The following is a 26,271-nucleotide window of genomic DNA, read 5'->3' as shown; positions in this document are numbered from 1 at the left end:
TCAGCGCTTTTATTTCAAGTACAATTTTGAAATAGGGTGCTGAGGTTTTTTTTATTATTTTTGGGCTAAAGAGAAAACAACCTTTCAAAAATTGTCATTTGACAAAATCATCAACCACATGTTCTTCGTCGAAGTAATTTTGCCCTTAGCGCTAGCTAAAACCTTCACTTATCGAGTCTCTGAAACCGAATTTCATTTTATTAAAAAAGGAATGCGGTTGGCAGTGCCGTTTGGTAAAAGTAAAATTTATACTGCAATAGCTGTTGAGTTGCATCAAAACGATCCTTTGGTGTATCAAGCCAAAGAAATTCATCAAATATTGGATCAAGTGCCAATTGTGACTGCTATTCAAATCGATCATTGGTTTTGGATTGCCAATTATTATATGTGCGGGATTGGGGAAGTGTATCGAAATGCAATGCCTAGTGGGTTGTTGTTAGAAAGCGAAACAATAGTCTCTGCTCGTTTGACTTCTTTTGTAGATGAAGCCCAGTTATCGGATGAGGAATATTTGGTTTATCAGGCCATACAACAACAATCTTCACTCAAAGTCAATGATATTGTAGCGATTTTGAATAAAAAAAATGTATTTCCGGTTATTCATAAAATGATTGAAAAGAAAATACTTTTTTTGGAAGAGGAAATGATGGAAGGTTATAAGCCTAAATTAGTACGTTATGTACGTTTACATCCTGATTACAACACGCAAAATGGTTTGGCTAATTTAATGGAAACTTTAAAAAACGCCCAAAAGCAAAAAGATATTGTGCTGCATTTTTTTCAATTAAATGCAGTTGAGAAGAAGCCAATTCCAGTAAAAAAATTAGTGGAATCGGCCAAAGTTACTACTGCAACTGTAAAAGCATTAGTCGATAAAGGGATTTTTGAAGAATATTATGTACAACAAGATCGGGTGCAATATTCAAGTGAAATAAGTGCTAAGGTATTGAATTTAAGTGATTCTCAGCAAATTGCTTTTGATGCAATTCAGTATCAATTTACTCAAAAAGAGGTTTGCTTACTTCATGGAGTCACCGCAAGTGGGAAAACCGAAATTTATATCAAATGGATAGAAAGCTACTTGGCTAGCGGAAAGCAAGTTTTGTATTTATTGCCAGAAATAGCCTTGACTACTCAATTGGTTGGGCGTTTGCGTTTGTATTTTGGAGATAAAATTGCGGTTTTCCATTCGAAATACAATACTAATGAACGCGTAGAAGTATGGCAACAGGTTTTGCATAATTCTGAAAAAGCGCAAATTGTGATTGGTGCAAGGTCTGCGCTGTTTCTTCCTTTTCAGGATTTAGGAGCGATTATTGTTGATGAAGAACATGAGCAAACTTTTAAACAGGCAGATCCTTCTCCGCGATTTCATGCCCGAGATGCTGCTATAGTCTTGGCTAATTTTCACAAGGCTAAAGTGTTATTAGGTTCTGCTACTCCGTGTATAGAAACGTTTTATAATGCGCAAAAAGCTAAATATGGTTTGGTAAGCTTGAAGGAGCGTTTCGGAAAAGGGCAAATGCCAGTAGTAGAATTGGTGGATTTAAAAGAAAATTATTTCAAAAAGCGAATGAAGGGGCATTTTAGTGATGCTTTAATTGAAGCAATTACAATGGCATTATCGTTGGGAGAGCAAGTGATTTTGTTTCAAAATAGAAGGGGATTTTCTCCAATTGTTGAATGTATGACTTGTGGAAATATTCCCCAATGTCCACAATGCGATGTGAGTTTGACTTTTCACAAATACAAAAATCAATTACGTTGTCATTATTGTGGATATGCTATGGGAAAACCAACTCATTGTCATTCCTGCTCTAGTATTGATTTGACTACTAAAGGATTTGGAACAGAGCAAATTGAGTTAGAATTATTGTCATTATTTCCTAATGCTAAACTTGGTCGAATGGATCAAGATACAACAAGAGGAAAATATGGTTTTGAAAAAATAATAGATAGTTTTAAGAATCAAGAGATTGATATTTTAGTTGGTACCCAAATGTTGGCCAAGGGATTGGATTTTGAAAATGTGAGTTTGGTGGGAATTATGAATGCTGATACCATGTTGTATCATCCGGATTTTAGAGCTTTCGAGCGTAGTTTTCAAATGATGACTCAGGTGGCAGGACGGTCAGGACGAGCCGAAAAACAAGGAAAAGTGATAATTCAAACCTATAACCCCATGCATAATACCATTCAGCAAGTGACTCGAAATGATTTTGAAGGAATGTATAAGGAGCAATTGTATGATAGACAAATTTATAAGTATCCGCCCTATTTTAGGTTAATCAAGTTGACGTTGAAGCATCGAGATTTCGACAAATTAAAAGAAGGGGCAATGTGGCTGTATCAGGTTTTTGCACAAACAATAGATGTTCCGGTTTTGGGACCCGAAGAACCTGCTATCAATAGAATAAGAAACGAATATATGCGAACCATAATGGTAAAAATTCCACAAGATAAATCTATTGGGGGTACTAAAAATAGTATTAAGAGAATTTTGAGTAGTTTTGAAGCTGTTGCGCAATACAGGGCAATAAAAGTTATCGTAAATGTGGATTATTACTAAGTAATATCTTTTTTATGACATTGAAAGCGCTTTAATTAAATCCTCTTTTTTATTCCTGCTAAGGGGAATTTTATTGATGCCAATTTCTGCGAACTTACTGTTGAAACGATCAATTTTGTCGATATTTACAATGTAAGATTTGTGAACTCTGACGAATTTTTCTTTACTCAAATCGTTTTCAAAGGCTTTCATAGTTGATAAAACCAAATTACTATCTTCTTCTGTAACCACCCTTACATAATCGCCATAAGCCTCAATCCATTTGATTTTGGAAACAAAAACTTTTAATTTTTTTAGATTGCTTTTTATGAAAATATGATCGCCTTCTTCTTCTTTATTTTCTGTTTTAAGCAAATGTAAATCAATGGCTCTTTTAACAGAGGCATTGAAACGTTCTAGCGCTATGGGTTTTTGTAAATAATCGGTGGCATCATAATCAAAAGCTTTCATGGCATATTCAGCTTTTGAGGTAATAAAAATAATCTGTGGTTTAGTTTTTAGCCCATCTAAAAAATCAAATCCTGAGATAACAGGCATTTCGATATCTAAAAAAATCAAGTCCACAGCATGAATTGACATGCAATTTTTCGCTTCAAGGGCATTAGAAAAATCTCCTATTAAATGCAAATGTTGGTGATTGTTCACTAATTTCGCAATAATCATTCGTTGTATGGAACTATCATCAACAACAACACAGTTTAGTTTCATAATGGAATAGTTTAAGATTTGGTTAGGTAAATGTATTTTTTTTTATTATGTAAAACAAATTTACAGCCATAATTTTCACACTTTGTCGATTATTTCAGTAATAAAGTTGCAGAATAAAATAAAAATAGTACTTTTGCACCCAATTTAACAAATAAATATATTATTTATGAATCATTATGAAACTGTTTTCATTTTAAATCCCGTTTTATCTGAGGTTCAGGTAAAGGAAACAGTAAGCAAATTTGAAGAATTTCTTACTAGTAGAGGAGCTGAAATGGTATCGAAAGAAGATTGGGGTCTTAAAAAAATGGCTTACGAAATTCAAAACAAAAAAAGTGGTTTTTACCATTTATTCGAGTACAAAGTAGCTGGTGAAGTTCTTTTGCCATTCGAGACTGAGTTTAGACGTGACGAACGTGTAATGCGTTTTTTAACTGTAACTTTAGACAAACACGCTATCTCTTGGGCTGAAAGAAGAAGAGCAAAACTTAAATCTACTAAAGCTTAATTATCATGGCAACATTACAACAATCTGCTTCAGGAAAAAAAGACGGAGATATCAGATATCTTACTCCTTTAAACATTGAAATCAACAAAACTAAAAAGTATTGTCGTTTCAAAAAATCTGGAATCAAGTACATCGATTATAAAGATGCTGATTTCTTATTGAAATTTGTGAACGAGCAAGGTAAAATTTTACCTCGTCGTTTAACTGGTACTTCTTTGAAATACCAAAGAAAAGTGTCTGTAGCTGTAAAAAGAGCTCGTCACTTAGCTTTAATGCCATATGTGGCTGATTTACTTAAATAATTAATAAAAATAGTTGTTGGTTTTCTCTTCATGAAACCTAACTTCTCTAATAAAAGGACAACAACATGGAACTTATTTTAAGACAAGACGTTCAAAACTTAGGATTTAAAGATGATATCGTAACTGTAAAAAACGGTTATGGTCGTAACTATTTGATTCCTCAAGGATTTGCTCATTTAGCTACATCTTCTGCAAAGAAAGTATTGGCTGAAAACTTGAAGCAGAGAGCGCACAAAGAAGCTAAAATCGTAGCTGATGCAAAAGCTACTGCTGAAGCCTTGAAAGCTTTAGAAATTAAAATCGCTGCTAAAGCAGGTGGTGAAAAATTATTCGGATCAATTACAAATATCGACATTGCTGCAGCCTTGGCTAATGCAGGTCAAAACATTGATCGTAAATTTATCACTAGCGGTATCGTTAAGCGTACCGGTAAATACAGTGCTTCTGTTCGTTTACACAGAGATGTAATCGTTGAATTAGCATATGAAATTATTGCAGAAAAAGCATAATTTTAACTTTTACTTTTTTAAATCCCGATACGTTTTTAACGAAATCGGGATTTTTTATTTTATAGATAAGTAAGAGTTATTGATTGCTTTTAGTTTAAATTATATTAAAATGAAATACACAAGATTAACCAAAGAACAGTTCGAAGAGTTACACCAAGAATTTACTACTTTTTTAGCAACTCAGTCTATTGATAAAGCCGAATGGGATACTATTAAAAAAGAGAAACCTGAGGTAGCCGAACAAGAATTGGATGTTTTTTCAGATTTGATTTGGGAAGGTGTATTAACCAAGGCGAAGTTTTTAGAACATTTTTCTAAAAATCATATTTTCCTTTTTCAATGCTTTGATACGGAAGTAAAATCAATTGTTCTAAAATCATTAGTTCCTGAAGTTGATTTTTTGACCAAAGAAGGTTTACAATGGCTTTCGGACAATATGTTTACAGAAACCATTGAAATGAAAGTGGGTAAAAAAGTATTTACCGAGGAGCGAAATTATTCCTTGTTTCAGTTAATTCAACAAGGTGCTTTTTTAAGTGATGGTCAATTGTTTAGTCAAATTAATACTATTATTGAATCATAAACTAGGGTTTAAAGTATAAAATGGCTATTTTAGTACCTTATTTAAACCTAAAATAGCCTTTTTTACTTCATGACTATTCAAGATACAATTCAGCAGTTACGCTCCGAATTAGACCAACACAATTACAATTATTATGTGTTAGATCAAGCTCAAATTTCGGATTTCGAATTTGACCAAAAATTAAAAGAGCTGCAAGCGTTAGAAGCAGCTCATCCCGAATTTTTTGATGCTAATTCTCCAACGCAAAGAGTAGGGGGAGCCATTACAAAAAACTTTCAAACGGTAGTTCACGATTATCGAATGTATTCTTTGGATAATTCGTATTCTAAAGAAGATTTAGTGGACTGGGAAATCCGAATTCAAAAGGTTTTAGGTGATGTTCCTATCGAATATACTTGTGAATTAAAATACGATGGTGCGTCTATTAGCATCACTTATGAAAACGGTCAATTGTCTCGTGCAGTCACTCGTGGTGATGGTTTTCAGGGCGATGATGTGACCAATAATATCAAAACAATCAGATCGATTCCATTGCAATTGAAAGGGGATTTTCCTGCCCATTTTGCGATTCGCGGTGAAATTATCTTGCCTTTTGCTGGTTTTGAAAAAATGAATCAGGAATTGATTGAAATTGGAGAAACACCTTATTCAAATCCAAGGAATACTGCTTCAGGAAGTTTGAAATTACAAGATAGTTCAGAAGTAGCCAAGCGACCATTAGACTGTTTACTCTATTCCTTAGTAGGAAATAATTTGCCGTTTCAATCACAGTTTGAAGCACTTCAAGAGGCTAGAGATTGGGGATTTAAGGCTCCTAAAGAAACCAAATTAGCAAAAAACTTAGATGAAGTTTTTGAGTTTATCACCCATTGGGATACGCATCGTCATGAACTTCCTTATGAAACGGATGGTGTGGTAATCAAAGTAAATGCTTTATCTTATCAAGACGAGTTAGGGTATACTGCAAAATCTCCTCGTTGGGCCATCGCTTACAAGTTCAAATCAGAACAAGTTAGTACTGAATTACGTTCGATTTCTTATCAAGTGGGACGTACCGGGGCCATTACACCTGTTGCAAATTTGGAACCTGTACAATTGGCAGGTACAATTGTCAAACGCGCTTCCTTACATAATGCTGATCAAATAGAAAAATTAGATATTCGCGTAGGTGATACCGTTTTTGTAGAAAAAGGAGGAGAGATCATTCCTAAGATTATCGCGGTAGATTTTGCAAAACGTCCTGTAGATTCCGCAATAACACACTATATTACAAATTGTCCTGAATGTCAAACCATCTTGGTGCGCTCAGAGGGTGAAGCCAATCATTATTGCCCTAATTTTTATGGTTGTCCTCCTCAAATTATTGGGAGAATTCAACATTTTATTTCACGAAAGGCAATGGATATTGAAGGTTTAGGTGGAGAAACCGTAGCTTTATTATATAATAATGGTTTGGTTCATAATTATGCAGATTTGTATGATTTGACTGTAGAACAAGTGTTACCATTGGAACGTATGGCTCAAAAATCTGCTGAGAATTTGATAAATGGGGTCGCTAAATCGAAAGATATTCCATTTGAAAATGTTTTGTTTGCTTTAGGGATACGCTTTGTAGGGGAGACGGTTGCCAAAAAATTAGCCAAGCATTATAAAACAATATCGGCTTTAAAGAACGCTACTTTTGATGATTTGATTTTGGTAGATGAAATTGGTGAACGAATAGCCAAAAGTGTGCTTGAGTTTTTCGAAAATGAAGAAAACAACCTTATCATCGAAAGGCTAAGATTTCATGGACTTCAATTGGAGATTGTTGAAAAGGTCAACCCGAATGCAACCACAAAATTTTCTGGAAAAACCTTTGTAGTCTCAGGTGTTTTTGAGCAATTTTCTAGAGATGATTTAAAGAAAACTATTGAAGATAATGGTGGTAAAGTAGGGAGTTCTATTTCTTCTAAAACTGACTACGTGGTGGCAGGGGATAATATGGGGCCTTCCAAATTAGAAAAAGCTACTAAACTAGGTATTACAATTTTATCAGAAGAATCATTTAGTATCCTTTTGCAAAATTGATAAAAACTAGAATTTTAAAAAAGAGCGGTTGAATTGTGAAATTTAGCCGCTCTTTTATTTATTTTATGTAATTAAAAGTATTGCCTTGTTTGATATCACCAGATTGTAATCCTTTTTGAAACCAATACATCCGTTGTTCAGAGGTGCCGTGCGTAAATGAATCAGGAACAACATGGCCTTGCATTTTCTTTTGAATGGCATCATCGCCTACTGCTTGCGCTGCACTTAAGGCTTCTTCAATATCTCCGGGTTCTAAAATGGCATTCATCTTTTCATTGTAGTGCGTCCATAAACCAGCATAAAAGTCGGCTTGAAGTTCTAGGGCTACGGAGAGTTTATTGGCCTCGGCTTCGCTTTTTCCTTGCTGGAGTTGACGCATTTTGGTGGAAGTCCCTAGTAAATTCTGAATGTGGTGACCGTATTCGTGTCCAATAACATAAGCCACTGCAAAATCTCCACCTTGTGCACCAAATTTGGTTCTTAATTCTTCAAAAAAAGACATATCCATGTAGATTTTTTTGTCGCCGGGACAATAAAAAGGCCCTGATGCTGAGCTAGCGCCTCCACATGCAGTGGAAACTTGACCCGAAAAAAGCACCAGTCCTGCTGGTTCGAAAGGAAGATTGTTTTCTTTAAAAATGTTAGACCAGATGTCTTCGTTGTCTCCAACAATTGTTTTTACAAAATTGCCTTCTTCTATTTCATTAGGGGTTGAGGCTCTTTGCTTTGTAGGTGCGCTTTGTGACTGGTTGTTGAATTGTTCTAAAACTGGGGTGATCATTTGGGCATTTTCGCCACCAAAAATATTGACTAATAAAATGATTATGCCGATGATACCTCCACCTACGATTGATTTCCCTCCAGTTGACATTCCTCGGCGATCTTCTACATTTTCGCTTTGTCTTCTACCTTGCCATTTCATATGTTGTGGTTTTACATTAGTTAATTTCTTTGATCCATTTGAATATTACTTCTTCAATTATTCCCTTTATGATTGGTTTTGGAATATAGTCGTTCATGCCTGCTTTTAAACATTTTTTTCGTTCTTCCTTTTCCGTTCCGGCTGTTATGGCAATAATGGGAAGTTTTTTACCAGTGACTGTATTTCTGATTGCTTTAGTAGTTTCGTAACCGTTCATAATTGGCATTTGAATATCCATAAAAATCAGGTTTGGTTGTAAGGATTCAAACTGCTCTACAGCTTCTTTTCCATTTAAAAATTCAAAAATGACCACTTCGTGAAAAAGATTTTTTAAAATTGTTTTTAGAAGTAACATGTTGATTACATTGTCTTCTACGATCATTATTTTTAAGTTAGGAATATCGTGTTTTACTTTTGTTTCAGTAGTTCTAACTATTGGATTTTGTGACGGTTCAGTATCATAAAAGGTGTTTTCATTTCCTGTTTTAAGTGTGATATCAAAATAAAAAGTGCTTCCCTTGTTGATTTGGCTTATCAGTTGGAGTTTACTATGCATCAAGCTCAGCAATTGATTAGAAATAGTAAGTCCTAATCCTGTACCTCCAAATTTTTTAGAGGTGGAGCTGTCTTCTTGTGAGAAAGCATAAAATATTTTTTTCTTATTTTTTTCAAGAATTCCAATTCCAGTATCTATAATTGAAAAGCGTAGTGTATGTTCGTTAAATTCATTCTTTGCTAGAACATTTACCTCCAAAGTAATACTTCCTTTTTCAGTAAATTTTACGGCATTGGCCAAAAGATTGATGAAAACTTGTTTCAGTCGAACCGAATCAATCCAGACGAATTTGGGAACTTCTGGGCTTATATTCAGAAGAAGCTGTAATTGTTTTTGATTGGATTCATAAAAAATTAGGTCGATAGTTTGATTGAGAATTTCAGAAAGTTCCTGTCTTTCAATTACCAAATCTAATTTTCCAGCTTCAATTTTTGAAAAATCCAGAATATCATTGATAATATCCAAAAGGGAAAGTGCCGATTGATTGATCGTAGTCATGTATTTTTCTTGCGTACGATTCAGATGCGTTTTCATTAACAAATCGGTAAATCCAATAATACCATTCAATGGGGTTCTAATTTCGTGACTCATATTGGCCAGAAAGTCTGATTTTGCTTTGTTAGCAGCTTCGGCGAATTCTTTTTCTTTTAAGATAATTTCCGAAATAATTTTATCCGAAATATCAAATATTATTCCTCCGACATATTCTATTTTGTTATCCTTTCTAATGGCATCACTAAATTCTTCTACCCAAATAGGTTCTCCTGTTTTTTTTATAATTCTGTAGCGATCGTGATAAGGTTTGCCGTTCTCAAAATTACTTTTTTGATGTTCAAGTACATTGTCTTTGTCTTCAGGATGCAATAACGAGCGCAGCGATACTTTTTCTTCTAAAAAATCTAGTTTTGAATAGCCTGTTAAGGTCTCGATGGAGTCATTAAGATACACTTTTGTAGCAAAATCATCATATTTAGAAAGATAAACTGTTCCGGGTATGTTACTGGCAATAAGTTTAAATTTTTCTTCACTTTTCAGTATTAATTTTTCATTTCGATCTCGTTCTATGGCATAGGAAATATTACTGGCTAGCGTTTTTATGATAAATATTTCTTCTTTGGTCCAAGTTCTTTCAAACGAACAATCATCCATACCGATGAATCCGATAAAGCTCTCTTGGTAATAGATTGGAACAATTAAAATTGATTTGACTTGATTGGATACCAATAAATCTTTAAGAAATGACTCTTTTAGGTTGTTAGTTTTTGCTTTAAATAATTTTTTTCTAGAAAGTTTGGTTATAATTTCTTCTAATTGTGTTTCTGTATGTTCTTTAAGTTTTGTTATTTGTAAAGGGACTCCTTTTTTGGCCCATTTGAATTTTTGACTTATCAGTTGAGTATAAGGATTTTTTTCATAATAAAACAAATGATCCACTTGGGTTGCATTTCCCATAATTCGAAACGTTTCAGTAAACATTTCGTTTAAACTTTTACTTAATAAGAATTTTTCGGTACATAGCGCCATCTCGGCTAATAAATCACTTTTAGATTGTAATTTTTTTTCAGTTTCAAATTGTTTTTGATTTGTAATGGTTAGCGATAATATATCAGCAATAGTTCTTGCAAAAGTGAGATCTTCTTGATCCCAATTTCTGTATTCCTTTACGGTTTCAAAGGAAAGCACTCCGATTAACTCTCCATTTAAATGTATAGGAGTGTCAATGGCTGATTTTATTTTATAAACTTTGTAGTAGGTATCATACAACTCATTATCTTCTGGATTTTCTTGTACGTTATTTTTTGAAAGTTGAATACCTTCTTTAATTATTTGTATATGTTTAGGATACTCTGTTTTTTTTAATATGATTTTTTTTCCAAAAGTTTGTGATTGAAGATAGAACATACATTCGCAAAAAATGGTTTTATCTCGATATTTCCAGAAGCTTACGCGATCACATTTAGAGATATCAGAAGTAGTTTTTAGGACTAATTTTATGACACTTTCGCTATTGTCGTATTCCCTAAAATTAACGGAAAATAAGTTTTTAATAGTTGAATTGTATAACTCTATTTTTTGTTGGCGTTCAAAAATTTTTAATTCATTTTCTTTTTGTATGGTTATATCTCTTCCGATTCCGGAATAACCAATAATTTTTCCCATTTCATTTTTTCGGGTAATTAATTTCAAGGAAATCCAAATGTTGTCTTCGTATTTTGTAGCTAATTGAATTTCAATTGGATTATTATTGCTGTTTTTTAGAAGCAGCGGCATGATTTTTTTGCTGTATTCTTCACGAATTATAGACGCGAAGTTTTTACCTAATAATTCTTTATCCTCGAATTGAAGAATTTTTACAGAGAAATGATTGATAAAGGTAAAAGCTCCTTTGTTATTGGTCTCAAAGATTAAATCATTGGCATTTTGAATGATGTCTTCATACTTTTTGTTCAGATTGATTTGATCAGTTATATCTTGTCCAATACCAATGATGATTTCATTTTTAAACTTTTTATCAGTCCATTGAATAGTTTTATAGGAGCCGTCCTTACATTTGAGTTTTCGAGTATAAATTTGTCCATCAACAAAATGATCTAGATAAGGTAAACCAATAAATTCGGCATCTTCAGTAAGTCTCCAAAATTCAAAACCTAATACCTCTACTTGTGAATAACCCAAAATTGAAGTGATGGTTTTACTGCAGTACAAAATTTCACCATCATATTTACTTGCAATAATTAGAGAATTTCCATTATTTACAATGTTTTTTATGAAGTTACTTTCATTCTCTTGCGTAGTATTGATATGTTTACGAATAAAATTTACAATAAAAATAAATATACTATAGCTCAATAAATAAGCTCCATCTCTAATAGGTATACTCTCATTTGAGATAATTATTACTATTATAGATAACACAAAAACCTGAAAATATTGATACACATTTTTACCTTTTAAAAAGTCAAAGGATAAAAAAAGTAACACCACAAACGCTACTTTTGGAATGTAATCTGTTGCATAGTTGATTACGTTCAGTGTAACCATTATGAAATAAAATATATAACAAGCCGAAAATACTTTTTTAATGTTATTTTTTATAAAGGCAATTTTTACAAACAGAAAATAATTGATAATAACAAGTATGGCTACTATTGTGTTTTGAAGCAGTAAGCTTTTGGGACGAATTTTAAAATAATCAAATAGTAATTCTAGAGCTATAATTACGGTTCCAAAAAGTAAAACATAGGCACGATATTCATTTTGTATTAATTGTACGCCATGAATCGTGGTACTAGCATTCATTCTACGAAACGAAAAAAACACTAAAACCGAAAGCCCCAAAAAGAGTATAAAAATATACAGTTGGAGCATTTGAGGTTTGTTATAATCTAATGAAAGGACAGCATTGTTATTTAATGTATACAACCACCAACTGTTTGTGGTTACTTTTTGTAGTATCGAATATATAATGACTGTATTCAATATAAAATCAATGATTTAAACAGTGGTACTTTACTTGCTTTACTAGGAAATAATAATAAATTTAAGTTAAAATGATGTAATGTGCATCAAAATAGTTGAAAAATTGTAAAATAATTACAGATACAAGACTCATTCAGAGGGAGTAGCTGTAATTTCGATATAAATTTGGTACACTACTGAAATCAAAAATGGGTAGGTGAAAATTATTCCGATACAAAAAGCGAATAGACCTAATAACACTCCGATAAAGCCAACAAAAACAAGCAGAAAGATCACCCAAGCTTGTTTTAGGGTAATTTGAATACTGGTTTGAATCGCTTCAAAAGTGTTTTTATTGCCAAAAATTATAAAAGGAACCGTCAAAAGCGTGGTGAAATTGATGAGTAGACCTAGCAATACGCCCACAAATGAGAATCCTATTTGATCGAAAAGTATGCTTAAACCATTTGTGATAAAACTGATGAGAAAAGTAACTCCAAAAATTGAGAAGAAAAGGGGAGAGCTATAATAAGAAAAAAGGTCTCTAACGCCAAAAGAAATGTCTTTTTCAGCTGCATCGGCCATTTTGTAGAATCCAGCCATGAATGGGCTTAAGAAGCTTCCAAGGAGTACCGAAAATCCTTTGTAATACCAAAGGTACGGCGGGGTTATTAGTAATTTTTGAAAATGCATCATCGATTTTTCATTGATATTTTCCGCTCCTATTAATTGTGTTGAAAGTGCAGTGGCTACTATGATAAGTAAGAAAAAGAAAACAAACAGCGCTAATCCAGCGTATAGTGCTATTTTTTTGTAATTAGCAAAAGCTTTGTTAATGACCGTTTCAAAGCGAATTTCATTAGTGTAGAATTTATTTTCTGTAGGTTTGGATTCAAAAGCCATGGTGTATAGTTTTATATTTTTTTATAAACATCCGAAAAAGGGATTCTAAAGCGTTCTCCATAAATACCATTTTCGTCGCGAATACCGCAGCCTAGTATCATCGTGATTTCGCAACTAGAAGGTAGGTTGATAATTTTTTTTATTTGCAATGAATCAAAGCCTTCCATTGGGCAAGTGTCATAATTAATCGCCGCCATGCTAATCATAAAATTTTGAGCCGCTAATGCTGCACTTTTATGGGCTACAATTCTCATGTCGCTAGTGCGAACTTGACGATAAATGGGTTTGAATAGCCCAATACATTGGAATGTCAAATTTTTGATAGCTCCTAAAATACCAAAAAAATCGGTATAAATGGTGGGGATTATTTTCTGGTAATAATTTAAAGCAAATTGTTCTCTTTTGGTATATTCGGATTTACTTTTATTACCAAATTGTGATTTTAAAAAAGCAATATTTGCTTCTTTTCGTTGCTTCCAAAGGTCTTTTCTGGCCACTACCACTACTAGTTGATTTGCTGTTTTTGCAGCATTTTGATCAAAACTGGCTTTAGCTATTGCTTGAATTGTTTCTGGATTTACAATATGATAAAACTCCCAAAGTTGCATATTACTGCTTGTGGGTGCTAATGTGGCTAGAGCAATACATTGTTTTACTTTTTCTTCATCAATCGCGTCGTTTTTAAATACACGAACTGATCTTCGGTAGTAAATTGCTTCACTAACAGTTTTTTCTATAGCCAATTTAAAAGTTTTTTAATGGTTGGTAATTTGTCTTTGTAAGGAGCATAACGCATGGGTAAATCTAACCAATTCGCCTTTTTTACAATTCCTTTTTTATGTGAAAAAGTATCAAAGCTTAGTTTTCCGTGGTAGGCGCCTATACCACTGTGACCTACACCGCCAAAAGGCAGTCTTTGATTAGAAAAATGAATGACGGTATCATTAATGCATCCACCACCAAAAGAATATTGCTTCATAATTTGCTTACCAAAAGTATGATTTTCGGTAAATACATAAAAGGCTAGGGGCTTTTCATATTTTGAAAGGATTGCCTCTAATTCCTCTGTGGTATTGAAAGTCAATATAGGTAATATTGGACCAAATATTTCGTCTTGCATCACAAGACTATCTAAAGTATTTTCTTCTATTACAGTAGGCGCGATATAACAATCGTCTATGTCGGATTCCCCCCCGACAATAACTTTTTCCGCTTCGATCATGTTGACTAATCGAAGCCAATTTTTTTCATTTATGATACGAGCGAAATCGGGGGATTTTTTTGGGTCCTCACCATAAGCTTTTTTTAGTTCTTCTTTTAAAAAAGTCACAAAATGACTTTTCATATCTTTTTGGATCACAATGTAATCAGGAGCAATACAAGTTTGTCCAGCATTGATGAATTTCCCCCAAACGATGCGTTTTGCGGCTAATTTCAAATTGGCAGTTTCGTCAATGATACAGGGATTTTTTCCACCTAATTCTAAAGTTATTGGAGTCAAATGTTCAGCAGCAGCTTTTGCGACAATTTTTCCAACGGGCACACTTCCAGTAAAAAAGATGTAATCCCAGCGTTGCGACAAGAGCTTTTGAGCCACTTCTACACCGCCGTTTACTATTCGAACATGTTCTACATGAAATACGTTTTCAATGATTTTCTCAAGAATTGCCGCCGTATTTGGAGTTAATTCTGAGGGTTTTAATACCACTTGATTCCCAGCAGCCACCGCTGCAACTAAAGGGCAAAGTGCCAGTTGAAAAGGATAATTCCAAGGCGCAATAATGAGTGTTTTGCCGTAAGGCTCTCTAAGGATGTAATCTGTGGATGGAAAGTTGAGTAATGAGGGCCAAACAGGTTGGGGTTTTGCCCACTTTTTTATATTTTTTATAGCATCTTTTAACTCGGAAATGACATAGCTAGTTTCAGTGACAACAGATTCAAAAGCTGGTTTTTTGAAATCATTGTAAAGTGCTTGAATGATTTCATCTTCTAATTGTACCACAGCATTGAGCAGTTTTACTAAAGTTTCTTTTCTAAAAGCTACACTGGTTTTGTAATTCATTTTTTGCGATTGAAATTTGGTCCTGCAAGTTAGTTTTTTTTTAACATAAAAAACGGAATCACATCATTAGGATTCGAGTACTTTCCAAATCGAGTCTTCTGGTACAGGAGCAAGAATTTCAAGAGATTCTTTAGAAACGGGATGCGTGAATACTAGTTTTCGAGCATGCAAATGAATACCACCATCAGGATTGCTTCGATCAAAACCATATTTTAAATCGCCTTTTATAGGACAATTGATAGCGGACAATTGCGCTCTAATTTGGTGATGTCTCCCAGTATGTAGATTGATTTCTAAAGCAAAATAGTTCGTAAGTTCTTTGATAATGGTATAGTCCAAACTGGCCAATTTACTATCAGGAACTTCTTTGATATGTGCCCTTGAAGTATTGTTTTTTTCGTTTCTTTTGAGGTAATGAACCAATTGTGCTTGTGGTTTTTCGGGTTTGTTTTTAACCACGGCCCAATAGGTTTTTTGGGTTTCTCTTTTGCTGAATTGCTCATTCATCCTGCTAAGTGCTTTGCTGGTTTTTGCAAAAACAACTAATCCCGTTGTGGGGCGATCCAAACGATGAATTACCCCCAAAAAAACTTCGCCAGGCTTACTATATTTCTCTTTTAAATATTCTTTTACGATATCCGAAAGTGGTTTGTCTCCCGTTTTATCACCTTGCACCAAATCACCCACCCTCTTATTTATCACGATTAGATGATTGTCTTCATGAAGTATTTGAAGATTGTTTTTGGTAGAAATTATTTTCATTTAATACTGTTCATTTGTATTGGGAAAATCTTGCGATTTTACGTCTGCTACATAACTACTGATAGCGCCCGTCATTTGTTCGTATAAATTCAAATAGCGACGCAAAAAACGAGGACTAAATTCATTATTCATTCCCAACATGTCGTGAATCACTAATACCTGACCGTCAACGCCACCACCAGCTCCAATTCCAATTACAGGGATAGAAATACTCTGCGCTACTTTTTCAGCTAAATGTGCCGGTATTTTTTCTAAAACAAGAGCAAAACAGCCTAATTTTTCTAGCATTTGAGCATCTTCCAGTAATTTTTCAGCTTCTTCTTCTTCTTTTGCTCTTACGGTATACGTTCCAAATTTGTATATTGATTGAGGCGTTAATCCTAAATGACCCATTACTGGTATTCCAGCATTTAAGATCTTCTTTATGGATTCTTTTATTTCTTTACCTCCTTCTAATTTAACAGCGTGCCCCCCACTTTCTTTCATAATTCTGATGGAAGAACGCAAGGCTTCTTTTGGGTCAGATTGGTAACTTCCAAAAGGCAAATCGACTACAATTAAGGCTCGGTCAACGGCTCTAACTACAGAGGAAGCATGATAAATCATTTGATCTAAGGTAATGGGTAACGTGGTTTCATGACCGGCCATTACGTTCGAAGCAGAATCTCCCACTAGTATCACATCGATGCCGGCGGTATCTACTATTTTAGCCATGGTAAAATCATAAGCGGTGAGCATTGAGATTTTTTCACCATTAGCTTTCATCTCGATTAGAGATTTTGTAGTAATCTTTTTGTAATCTTTTTTGGCAACTGACATACCGTTATAATTTAATTTTTAGGATGCAAAAATACTAAATTGTATAGTTCTATCCGTATGTTCTTCCTTTTATATTTATGCAATGTAGTTTTATCGCTACTCCATTGTAAATGCTCTTTTTTGAAATTTATTTGAGAGGTTTGTATAAAAAAAAACAAGAACTGTAAAAGAACATGGAATTTCAGTTAAGAGTATACTTGGTAATTTTTAGTCCAATTATTGACCATGAAAAGTTTCATAAACGGATTGATTTAATATTAACAATCCGCCATATTTACCGCTATAGCCAATCCACCCTCTGAGGTTTCTTTGTACTTAGAGTTCATATCTTTGGCAGTTTGCCACATCGTATCAATTACTTTATCCAAGGGCACTTTGGCGTTTTTCGAATCGGTTTCGAGCGCCAATTCTGCTGCGTTGATGGCTTTAATAGCGCCCATCGTATTGCGCTCAATACACGGAATTTGAACCAAACCACCAATTGGATCACAAGTTAAGCCTAAGTGGTGCTCCATTGCAATTTCGGCGGCCATTAATACTTGTGCAGGGGTTCCACCCATTACTTCGCATAAAGCGCCCGCAGCCATAGCCGATGACACGCCGATTTCGGCTTGACAACCACCCATAGCGGCCGAGATAGTGGCTCCTTTTTTGAAAATACTTCCGATTTCGCCTGCTACCATCAAGAATTGTTTGATTTGTTTCTCGTCGGCTTGATGGTTTTCAATCACCATATAATACATCAATACGGCTGGAATAACGCCAGCACTTCCGTTGGTTGGCGCAGTTACTACGCGTCCCAAAGCGGCATTTACTTCGTTTACCGCCAGAGCAAAACAGCTTACCCATTTTAGAATTTGACGAAACTTTACCTCGGTTTTACGAATTTCTTCCAACCAAGATTGTGGCGAATCATAATTCGATAATCCAATCAAATTTTGATGCATATCAAAGGCTCTTCTGCGAACATTGAGTCCACCCGGCAATATGCCTTCTGAATGACAGCCTATGTACATACATTCTAACATCGTGTGCCAAATGCGCAATAGTTCACTATGCACTTCAGCTTCAGGTCGCATCGAAATCTCATTCGCATAAACAATTTCTGAAATATTTTTGTTTTCTTTTATGCTATATTCTAGTAGTTCAGCGGCATTGTTGATAGGGAAGGGGAATGCACATTTTATAGCGATTTTCTTTTTGGCATTGCTGCGCTCTTCTTTTACCACAAATCCGCCTCCAATAGAATAAAAAGTAGAAGCATATTCGGATTCATTTTCAAAATAAGAGGTAAAGGTTAACCCATTGGCGTGGAAAGGAAGAAACTCTTTATGAAAAACAATGTCTTGTAAAATATAAAAAGGAAGGGCTTTCTCGTTGCCTAATTGAATCAAATGATTGTTTTCTATCGCTTTGATGATTCCGTCAATATCTTGCACCGGAATGTACTCTGGGTCTTGACCACTCAAACCAAGCATTACGGCCAAATCGGTGGCGTGTCCTTTTCCAGTCAAAGACAACGAACCATACAAATCTACTTTTACTCTAGTGATACTGTCCAAATCAAAATCCTGACGTAATTCTTCAAGGAAACGTTCGGCAGCACGCCACGGACCTAAGGTGTGAGAACTAGATGGCCCTACGCCAATCTTTAACATATCGAAAACTGAAATGCATTCTTCCATAATTCTAGAGTAAAATTTGTTAAACAAAGATATAGGAATCAATGTTAAATCTGCAAAAAATAATCTGTTAATAAGACTTGTGTTGTAGCATTCTTTTTTTTTATATATTCAATTTGGTGATTTGCTAAATATTGGGAAGAGTGTTTGTTTTGTTAGTTGTTCAAAATTGGATGTTATTTGGTTCTTTTACATAGCACAAAGCATCATACATTGTAAGCCTTGCGATTTTTCATTTACGAACTTTGTGTTTAAGTTGGTGTGAATTGTCAAAGCGCTACTTTCTCGAAATCAGTAGTAAAGTGCAATTGCATCTTAAATTTGTAGTGTTAGCTACTTTTTTTATTTTTATTTTTTTAACTTAGATTGAAAAATAAATCAATAAGTTCTTAAAATTAAGGCTATAATTAGGCATTTCTTAACGAAAAAACGCAAAATCGATAAAGCTAAAAGGTCTACTTTTACAAACAAAACATAAAGCACATGGAGACAAACCCAGAGCACTCAAAAGAAAATAAACTAGAGAAGATTATTGATATTATCATCCGTTTGGGAATGCTTTTTTTAATATTCTTTTGGTGTTTTTCTATTTTAAAACCATTTATTTTAGTTTTAATATGGGCCATAGTTATTGCAGTGGCCTTGTATCCTATTTATTTATCTTCGATAAAATTGTTTCGAGGTAGAACCAAAACCCCGGTAGTTCTTATAACCATTTTGTTGTTAAGTTTGATTATTGTACCCAGTTTTTTGGTCACAGAATCTTTGTATGAAGGGATTCGATACCTCACCGATACGTATCAATCTGGAAAGCCGATCATACCACCACCCAATGAAGTGACTGCTAATTGGCCTTCTTTTGCTCAACCAATTGTTGAAATATGGCAACATGCCTCTGATAATTTACAAGAAACCGTAATACAATATGCGGATCAAATTACGGTTGTTGGTACTTGGATTTTAGGAGCTTTGGCTGAAATTGGGAAAGGGATTTTACAGTTTAATGTTTCGATAATAATTGCGGGATTTTTATTGGCTTTTTCAGAAGATTTAAAAGTGATTTCAAGTAAAATATTTGTCAAATTAGCAGGTGAAAGAGGGGATCATTTTGCATCAATTACGGTGACTACTATTCAAAATGTAGTAAAAGGATTTTTGGGAGTAGCGGCAATACAAGCTGTTATGGCAGGAATTGGTTTTTTTGTTGCGGGTGTGCCTTTTGCAGGATTATGGTCTGTAGCTTGCTTAGTTTTGGCCGTGATTCAAATTGGGATTGGGCCTATTGCAATTCCTATTGCCATTTATATGTTTTCAGTATCTGATACAACAACGGCAATCTTGCTTTCAATTTGGTTATTAGTAACGTTATTAATTGATAATGTATTGAAGCCTATTTTGTTAGGTAAAAACGCACCTGTTCCGATGTTAGTTGTTTTTTTAGGAGCAATTGGTGGCTTTATGTTGAGTGGCTTTTTAGGACTTTTTCTTGGGGCTGTGGTTTTGACCATTGGGTATAAATTATGTTTAGCTTGGCTAGAAACTGAGAATTAATAAGACATATAAAAAATCCTTTGCCCAAAAAGGTATCGAATTTGGCAAAGGATTTTATGATTATTCTTCCAGTAAAGCCTTTCTAATTTCTTGTAATTCGGCTACTTTTTCTGGACTTACTCTAGGGTATTCTAATCCCATTTCATCCAAAGCATTGATGATGGCCGAAGCAATGACAATGCGAGCATACGATTTATTATCTGCAGGCACCACATACCAAGGCGAGTGAGCGGTGCTTGTTTTTTGAATCAAATCTTGGTATGCATTCATATAATCGTCCCAAAAAGCTCTTTCTTTCGCATCGGAAGCGCTGAATTTCCAGTTTTTATCTTGGTCGTCAATGCGCTCTATGAAACGTTTTTTTTGTTCTTCTTTGGATACATTCAAGAAAAATTTGATTACGATAGTTCCATTGCGATTTAGGTATTTTTCAAAATTGCAAATGTCTTCAAAACGCTCCTCCCAAATAGATTCTGTAACCAATTCTTGAGGGAGCTTTTGGGTTTTCAGAATTTGTTCGTGCACCCGAACGACCAATACTTCTTCATAATACGAACGATTAAAAATACCTATTCGACCACGTTCGGGTAAGTGTTTTTGGCAACGCCAAAGAAAATCATGGTCCAATTCTTCGGAACTCGGTGCTTTGAAAGATGAGACTTGACACCCTTGTGGATTGACGCCCGAAAGTACATGCTTGATGGCGCCATCTTTTCCAGCAGCATCCATCGCTTGAAAAACAAGTAATAGCGACCATTTGTCCTGAGCGTATAAGATTTCTTGCATATCAGCCAAAGCCTCCACGCCAAGCGCTAGAATCTTATCCAATTTCTTATTGCTAAGTTCTACATCAATATCGGTTTTGTAATCCGATAATTGAAAGTTATCCTCTTCTTTGACTTTAAATTGTGCCGAAAATTGCTTGGCTCTTTCGATTCGTTCTTTTGGATTTAATTTTTCAAAAAGGAGCTTTTTTTTCTTTGGTTTTTCTTCTTTACTCATGGATATTTGGTTTTAAGACGCGTTTTTAAATGGTTGTTTTTCAATAGGTTTACTCAAATTTACTTTTTTAATTTATTGTATGAAAATAAAATAATACCGATTGTTTTTAATTGTGATTTTTTAAAGCCTTGTATACCAATGTTTTTTTGTTTTTCGAGCTAAAAAGTCGTTCAAAATCGGCTTATGGGTAAGTTTTTAATTTATTTAGGTCAAAACCTTAGGTTTCCTTATTTTTGAATCTTTATAAACCAAAAACAATATGAAGAAACTAATTCTGTTCTTATTTTTATTCGTGATCACTTGTGTTTCGGCCCAAGTGAAAAGCCCTAGTCAATTCCTTCCTGATTATGGCAAACACATTACTTTTTATCATCAAGTTGAAGATTATTTTGAGCATTTGGTTGCACAAACATCCAATATCAAATCCTATCGATACGGACAAACTGCCGAACACCGCAATTTGAATGTGTATTATATTTCTACTCCTGAGAATTTAGCGAATTTGGAGGAAATTCGTTTGAACAATTTAGCAGCCATTGGTATGGCTCCCAATCAATCCAAAACTATTGGGGATAAATTGATTGTTTGGTTGAGCTTCAACGTTCATGGAAACGAATGGGCAGGAACCGAAAGTGCTTTGACGGTTGCCTACGAATTGACCAATCCAGAAAATAAAACGACCAAAGAATGGTTGAAAAATACGGTGGTAATTTTAGATCCTTGTATTAATCCTGATGGGTATTCTAGATACGGAAATTGGTTGCATGAAATCGCTGGGAAAAACACGCATCCAGATCTTACCGATAGAGAACACATGGAAGAATGGCCAGGTGGGCGCTACAATCACTACATTTTTGATTTGAACAGAGACTGGGCTTGGCAAACGCAAAAAGAAAGCCAGCAACGTATCGCTTTGTACAACCAATGGATGCCCCAAGTGCATACAGACGTTCACGAACAAGGTTATAATTCGCCTTACTTTTTCCCACCATCCGCAGAACCTTTGCATGAGTTTATTGAGCCATATCAAAGGGATTTTCATGCCTTGTTGGGAAAAAATATATCCGCTAAATTCGACGCTCAAAATTGGTTATACAACACTAGCGAGCGTTTTGATTTGTTTTACCCAAGTTATGGAGACACCTATCCAACCTATAATGGTGCTGTTGGTATGACAGTAGAGCAAGGTGGTATTGGAGCAGGTAGAGAAGTAACGATGGAAAACGGAGCGAGTGTAACTATCAAAGATCGTTTAACGCATCACGCGACAACTGTTTTAACAATAGTGGAATCGGCTGCTTCTCAAGTGGAGCCTTTGTTGAAAGGGTTTAGAGGGTTTATGAATACTTCTAGAAAAACAATGAAAGGGAAGTATGCAACTTATGTAATGAAAAGTAATCCTAAATTAGAGCAATTGGCTGATTTGTTGCAAAAAAACAAAATTGAATTTTCGTATGCCGATGCCAAACAATCAGCAAGTGGTTTTAATTACCAAACAAAAAAAGACAATAGCTTTACCATCGAGCCCAATGATATGATCATTAAAGTAGACCAACAAAAAGCGGTTTTTGCCCAAATTTTGTTCGAACCTAATCACAAATTGAATGATAGTTTGTCTTATGACATTACGGCTTGGGCTTTGCCACTAGCGTATGGAGTTGAAGGCTATGCTTTGAAAAACGGCATCAATATCAAAACAAAACCATCAATTGAAGTAGATTCTTCATCTATTCCAAGTTCAGTGTATGCGTTTCATATTCCTTGGAACAATCGTACTTCGGCTCAAGTGGTAGCGCTATTGCACCAAAAAGGAATCAAAGTGCGTTCAGCAATGAAACAAGCTGTTTTTGGAAGCACTACTATAGCACCAGGGGGATTAATTGTAAGCAAAGGCGATAATCCAAAGGTGGTTGAATTTGAAAAAGTAGTGGGTGAAATCGTGAAGAAGAAATCGGATTTTTCGGTTATATCTTCTGGGTTTTCTAAGAATGCCAGAGATTTAGGAGGAGAAAATTTCCCATTGTTGACGGCTCCGAAAATCTTGTTCTTATCAGGAAGAGGAGTAAATGCTACTGACTTTGGTTCGGTTTGGTTTTATTTAGAAGAAACCGTTGGTTATCCTGTAAGCATTGTAGATGTGGATCGTTTCCGTAGAGTAAAATTGCACGAATTCAACACCTTGATTTTGGCAGATGGTAATTATGATTTCTCTGAAGGCGAACAAAAACGTATCAGCGAATGGGTGAGTAGCGGTGGAAAAATTATTGCTATGAACGGAGCTTTGGATATTTTTGATGGAAAAGATGGTTTTGCATTAAATGCTCACGCGACCGATGATGACAAGCAAAAAGCAGAAAAAAACGCCAAAGAAAAAGAATTGAAAAAACGTTTCTTAGATTCGGCCAACGAAGAGCGTCGTGCGATGTCGGATGCTATACCAGGTGCGATTATCGAGAATGTTTTGGATGTTACTCATCCTATGGCATTTGGTTTAGGGAAAAAATATTTCAGTTTAAAAACCGATAGCCGTCATTATGCTTTATTGAAAAATGCTTCGAATATTGCTTATGTTCCTAAAGGCTACAAAAGCTATGGTTTCGTAGGTCACGAAATTGGTAAAGAATTACCCGAAACGGTAAATTTCGCCATAGACTACAAAGGTTCTGGAAAAGTAATTTATATGGTAGATAATCCATTGTTTAGAGCATTCTGGGAGAATGGAAATTTACTCTTTAGCAATGCTTTGTTCTTGGTGAACTAGCCTTTATTTATCTTAAACAAAAAAGCGCGATTCTTAGGGTCGCGCTTTTTTTGTTGATTGTTTAACTGTTTAATCGGTTAACTGTTTAATTGTTTAATCGTTTAATTGTTTAATCGTTTAATCGTTTAATTTTTGCGCCCCTTGCGTATCCCTTTGCGAACATTGCGGTAAATTTTTTGTGTCCTTTGTGCCTCCTTTGTGTCCTTTGTGGTTAAGTTTTTTAAGTTTAAAACAAACACTAAAACGGATACCCAATAGCCAAGTTAAAAATCAAATTCTCTTTTCTCCACGCTCCATTACCCAAATTGATTTGGTCAATGACCCAACGTTTCCCTTCAGGAAGGTAAGGCTTGCGGAGCGGGAAAGCAAAATCCGTTCGAAGTACCAAAAAATTAAAGTCAAATCGCAATCCAAGTCCTGCACCGACAGCCATTTCTTTCATAAAGTTTTTAGAAAATTTAGCTCCTGGTTTGTCTTTGTTTTCATTGAGTAACCAAATATTTCCTGCATCAATAAAAGCAGCCCCTTTTACAAAACTAAATAGTGTAGTGCGGAATTCTGTATTGAGCTCGATTTTGATATCTCCTGATTGATCGGCCAAAAATCCTTCTGTATTTAACGCAGGATCTATGGAACTTCCTGGACCAATGGAACGCGCTCTAAAGGCACGAATACTGTTCGTCCCTCCAATAAAAAACTGTTTGATAAACGGCATTTCTTTAGAATTCCCAAAAGGCAAAGCGGTTCCTACAATAATTCGACTGGCCAATTGGCTTTCTTTTCTTATTTTTAAATAATGGCGGAATTCATTTTCCAATTTTATGTATTGACTAAAAGGAACACTAAATATTTTTAAAGTATCCTTTTTATCGATGTTGGCCCCAGCAATTATGCCTGTCAACGCCGCTGAAACATCGATCGTGCCTTTGTAGTACAGGGTGTTTTTCTTTCTTTTTTGAGCTGTATTAGAATAGGTAAAGGAGTAAGTGGGGCCAAAAATAAGTTGGCGTTCAATAACTTTTTTCAGTGAAGGATTATTTTCTATTTCATCAAGATACAATTGAGTTACGTTTCTAGGTCGGGCAAAAATCACTTCGCCAAGATTTAGAGTATGTTCTCTTCGGGCATTTTCTTTCCAGTTGTAACCAAAAAGTGCTTTAAAAGTTTGAAGTGTATAGAGTTGTTGGCGCTCTTGGTATTCGTATCCTATTGTTGCTTTGGTAGTTGGTGTAAAACGGTCTGTCATTTTAAATCGGATAGGAGCAATCATTCTTGGCCAAATCAAGTTCGCTTCGCTGCCCACACGATAGACGTTGAATCCTTTATTTTGCCCTGAAACTTGAATTTCAAATCCACCAAAGACAGATACAGTCAATAGTTCAGCTCCTCTAAAAGTATTGCGATGACTCCAATTAGCATTGAGTTCTGTTCCTTGATAATTGGCTGAATTACTTTTGGCAAGTAGCTCAAATCGTAATGATTTTTTTTCATTGGGCGACAAATAATAATAAGCATCCAAATAATTTCCTTCTTTTAAAGAGGGTTTAAATTCATTTCTAACCATCTTAAAAGTACCTAAATTCACTAATCGATTCAGTGATAAGTTTTGGTTGCTTCGATTATAAACCTCTTCTTTTTTGAAGAAAAGGGATCGATCAAAAATAATAGGTTTGAACAAGGAATCAGGATCAATTATGTTGAAATCCTTATAATTAGGCGGGGCTATTTGGGTAGTAATAAGGGTGTCTTTTCCTACTGAATAATTGGTGTGTACTACAATATTGTTAATCTTATAAATTGATTTGGCTTTGCTAGGGGCTTCGTCTTTGACTTTGATAATCAAATCAACTGTAGCATCGCCTATTGTGGTATCTACTTGGATTTTTAGGTATTCAGGACTAAAATAGTAAAATCCTTTTTCTTTAATTCGTTCATCAATTCGTATTCTTTCTTCTTTTATGGTTTCTAATGTATAAATAGCACCAATTTTTAATAAACTCCTTTTGGCGGTAGACTGTATGGCTTTGGATAATTCAGAGGAATCATTTGGAAAAAAAACATTTTTAATTTTGAAGGCTTTGGAAGGGGAAATGGTGTAGATGGCTTGAATGGTTTTTCCTTTAATTAAAGTGTCCACCTTGGTTTTGGCGTTAAAATACCCATTGTTTTCTAAAAAATTTTGCAATACTAAGCGATTGTATTCTGGATCTAATCTAGAACCTAAAACGGGCGCTTCTCCTGCTTTGGTTCGCATCCAGTGTCGTATTCCTTTCTCTTTTTTGGGAATACCCGCCCAATTGTAAATAGACAACTTTGGATAACTTCCTAGAAATTTTTGATTCGGAATGGGACGAATAAGCGGACTTAATAAGGCAGTCAATGCTTTTTTTTCTTTTTTTGTCATTTGCCCTTCAATAGTCACCTTGGCGCCAGTGTACAGTAACTCGCCCTCCGCAATATTTTTTGTTGGAGAACAGCTTTGTAACCCTAAAAAGAGCAGTGCTATGAGTACTATTTTTTTATACATTTTCAGTTGACTTTGA

At 34.8% G+C, this 26,271-nt stretch carries 19 protein-coding genes; 8 read left to right on the top strand and 11 right to left on the bottom strand.

Annotated features, from left to right (window positions below):
* The first annotated feature begins 118 nt into the window (after window positions 1-118).
* Window positions 119-2,569, top strand: a complete 2,451-nt coding sequence (priA, locus tag ACSVH7_RS04340; RefSeq protein ID WP_438065927.1) for a replication restart helicase PriA — start codon at window positions 119-121, stop codon at window positions 2,567-2,569.
* Between the two features lie 12 nt (window positions 2,570-2,581).
* On the opposite strand, the gene ACSVH7_RS04335 is transcribed toward priA, so the two are convergent.
* Window positions 2,582-3,277 (bottom strand): LytR/AlgR family response regulator transcription factor, encoded by a 696-nt coding sequence (locus tag ACSVH7_RS04335; protein WP_438065469.1) that lies wholly within the window; start codon window positions 3,275-3,277, stop codon window positions 2,582-2,584.
* A 166-nt stretch (window positions 3,278-3,443) separates the two neighbouring features.
* Here ACSVH7_RS04335 and rpsF point away from each other — a divergent pair, with 166 nt between their 5' ends.
* The 5 genes from rpsF to ligA all read left to right on the top strand — a co-directional run bounded on the left by rpsF (window position 3,444) and on the right by ligA (window position 7,249).
* Complete coding sequence (gene rpsF, locus ACSVH7_RS04330) at window positions 3,444-3,785, top strand: 30S ribosomal protein S6 (RefSeq protein WP_024982098.1); 342 nt, start codon at window positions 3,444-3,446, stop codon at window positions 3,783-3,785.
* A gap of 5 nt (window positions 3,786-3,790) precedes the next feature.
* Complete coding sequence (gene rpsR / locus ACSVH7_RS04325) at window positions 3,791-4,087, top strand: 30S ribosomal protein S18 (protein WP_024982097.1); 297 nt, start codon at window positions 3,791-3,793, stop codon at window positions 4,085-4,087.
* A 65-nt stretch (window positions 4,088-4,152) separates the two neighbouring features.
* Window positions 4,153-4,596 (top strand): 50S ribosomal protein L9, encoded by a 444-nt coding sequence (gene rplI, locus ACSVH7_RS04320; protein ID WP_438065468.1) that lies wholly within the window; start codon window positions 4,153-4,155, stop codon window positions 4,594-4,596.
* A 109-nt stretch (window positions 4,597-4,705) separates the two neighbouring features.
* The gene (locus ACSVH7_RS04315; protein ID WP_438065467.1) at window positions 4,706-5,179 is read left to right on the top strand and encodes a DUF6495 family protein; all 474 of its coding nucleotides are present in this window, start codon (window positions 4,706-4,708) and stop codon (window positions 5,177-5,179) included.
* A gap of 69 nt (window positions 5,180-5,248) precedes the next feature.
* Entirely contained in the window at window positions 5,249-7,249 is a 2,001-nt protein-coding gene (ligA, locus tag ACSVH7_RS04310; protein ID WP_438065466.1) for an NAD-dependent DNA ligase LigA, read from the top strand.
* Window positions 7,250-7,307: 58 nt separating this feature from the next.
* Here the strand turns inward: ligA and ypfJ are convergent, their stop codons facing one another.
* From ypfJ to ACSVH7_RS04270, 8 genes are all read right to left on the bottom strand, one after another.
* On the bottom strand, window positions 7,308-8,171 hold the full coding sequence (gene ypfJ, locus ACSVH7_RS04305; RefSeq protein ID WP_438065465.1) for a KPN_02809 family neutral zinc metallopeptidase: 864 nt from the start codon (window positions 8,169-8,171) through the stop codon (window positions 7,308-7,310).
* Between the two features lie 16 nt (window positions 8,172-8,187).
* The gene (locus tag ACSVH7_RS04300; protein ID WP_438065464.1) at window positions 8,188-12,207 is read right to left on the bottom strand and encodes a PAS domain S-box protein; all 4,020 of its coding nucleotides are present in this window, start codon (window positions 12,205-12,207) and stop codon (window positions 8,188-8,190) included.
* Window positions 12,208-12,336: 129 nt separating this feature from the next.
* A complete protein-coding gene (locus tag ACSVH7_RS04295; RefSeq protein WP_438065463.1) occupies window positions 12,337-13,089 on the bottom strand; it encodes a hypothetical protein in 753 nt (250 codons plus the stop codon).
* An 11-nt stretch (window positions 13,090-13,100) separates the two neighbouring features.
* On the bottom strand, window positions 13,101-13,832 hold the full coding sequence (locus ACSVH7_RS04290) for a nitroreductase family protein (RefSeq protein WP_438065462.1): 732 nt from the start codon (window positions 13,830-13,832) through the stop codon (window positions 13,101-13,103).
* Window positions 13,823-15,151: an aldehyde dehydrogenase gene (locus tag ACSVH7_RS04285; protein WP_438065461.1), complete on the bottom strand. Its 1,329-nt coding sequence runs from the start codon at window positions 15,149-15,151 to the stop codon at window positions 13,823-13,825. Before ACSVH7_RS04285 ends, ACSVH7_RS04290 begins: the two co-directional genes overlap by 10 nt.
* 66 nt (window positions 15,152-15,217) lie before the next feature.
* Complete coding sequence (locus tag ACSVH7_RS04280; protein WP_438065460.1) at window positions 15,218-15,913, bottom strand: RluA family pseudouridine synthase; 696 nt, start codon at window positions 15,911-15,913, stop codon at window positions 15,218-15,220.
* A complete protein-coding gene (panB, locus tag ACSVH7_RS04275; RefSeq protein WP_438065459.1) occupies window positions 15,914-16,732 on the bottom strand; it encodes a 3-methyl-2-oxobutanoate hydroxymethyltransferase in 819 nt (272 codons plus the stop codon).
* Between the two features lie 257 nt (window positions 16,733-16,989).
* Window positions 16,990-18,417 (bottom strand): L-serine ammonia-lyase, encoded by a 1,428-nt coding sequence (locus ACSVH7_RS04270; protein WP_438065458.1) that lies wholly within the window; start codon window positions 18,415-18,417, stop codon window positions 16,990-16,992.
* Between the two features lie 480 nt (window positions 18,418-18,897).
* Here ACSVH7_RS04270 and ACSVH7_RS04265 point away from each other — a divergent pair, with 480 nt between their 5' ends.
* A complete protein-coding gene (locus ACSVH7_RS04265; protein ID WP_438065457.1) occupies window positions 18,898-19,965 on the top strand; it encodes an AI-2E family transporter in 1,068 nt (355 codons plus the stop codon).
* Window positions 19,966-20,025: 60 nt separating this feature from the next.
* Here the strand turns inward: ACSVH7_RS04265 and ACSVH7_RS04260 are convergent, their stop codons facing one another.
* Window positions 20,026-20,967 (bottom strand): polyphosphate kinase 2 family protein, encoded by a 942-nt coding sequence (locus ACSVH7_RS04260; RefSeq protein WP_438065456.1) that lies wholly within the window; start codon window positions 20,965-20,967, stop codon window positions 20,026-20,028.
* 259 nt (window positions 20,968-21,226) lie between these two features.
* Here ACSVH7_RS04260 and ACSVH7_RS04255 point away from each other — a divergent pair, with 259 nt between their 5' ends.
* On the top strand, window positions 21,227-23,728 hold the full coding sequence (locus ACSVH7_RS04255) for a M14 family zinc carboxypeptidase (protein ID WP_438065455.1): 2,502 nt from the start codon (window positions 21,227-21,229) through the stop codon (window positions 23,726-23,728).
* A gap of 238 nt (window positions 23,729-23,966) precedes the next feature.
* Here the strand turns inward: ACSVH7_RS04255 and ACSVH7_RS04250 are convergent, their stop codons facing one another.
* Window positions 23,967-26,255, bottom strand: coding sequence for a BamA/TamA family outer membrane protein (locus tag ACSVH7_RS04250; RefSeq protein WP_438065454.1), 2,289 nt, complete (start codon window positions 26,253-26,255; stop codon window positions 23,967-23,969).
* Between the last annotated feature and the right edge of the window lie 16 nt (window positions 26,256-26,271).

The organism is Flavobacterium sp. TSSA_36, from assembly GCF_051547165.1.
Lineage (GTDB): Bacteria > Bacteroidota > Bacteroidia > Flavobacteriales > Flavobacteriaceae > Flavobacterium.
Note: the sequence above shows the minus strand (reverse complement) of the source record. Positions and strands in the feature narration are given on the sequence as shown.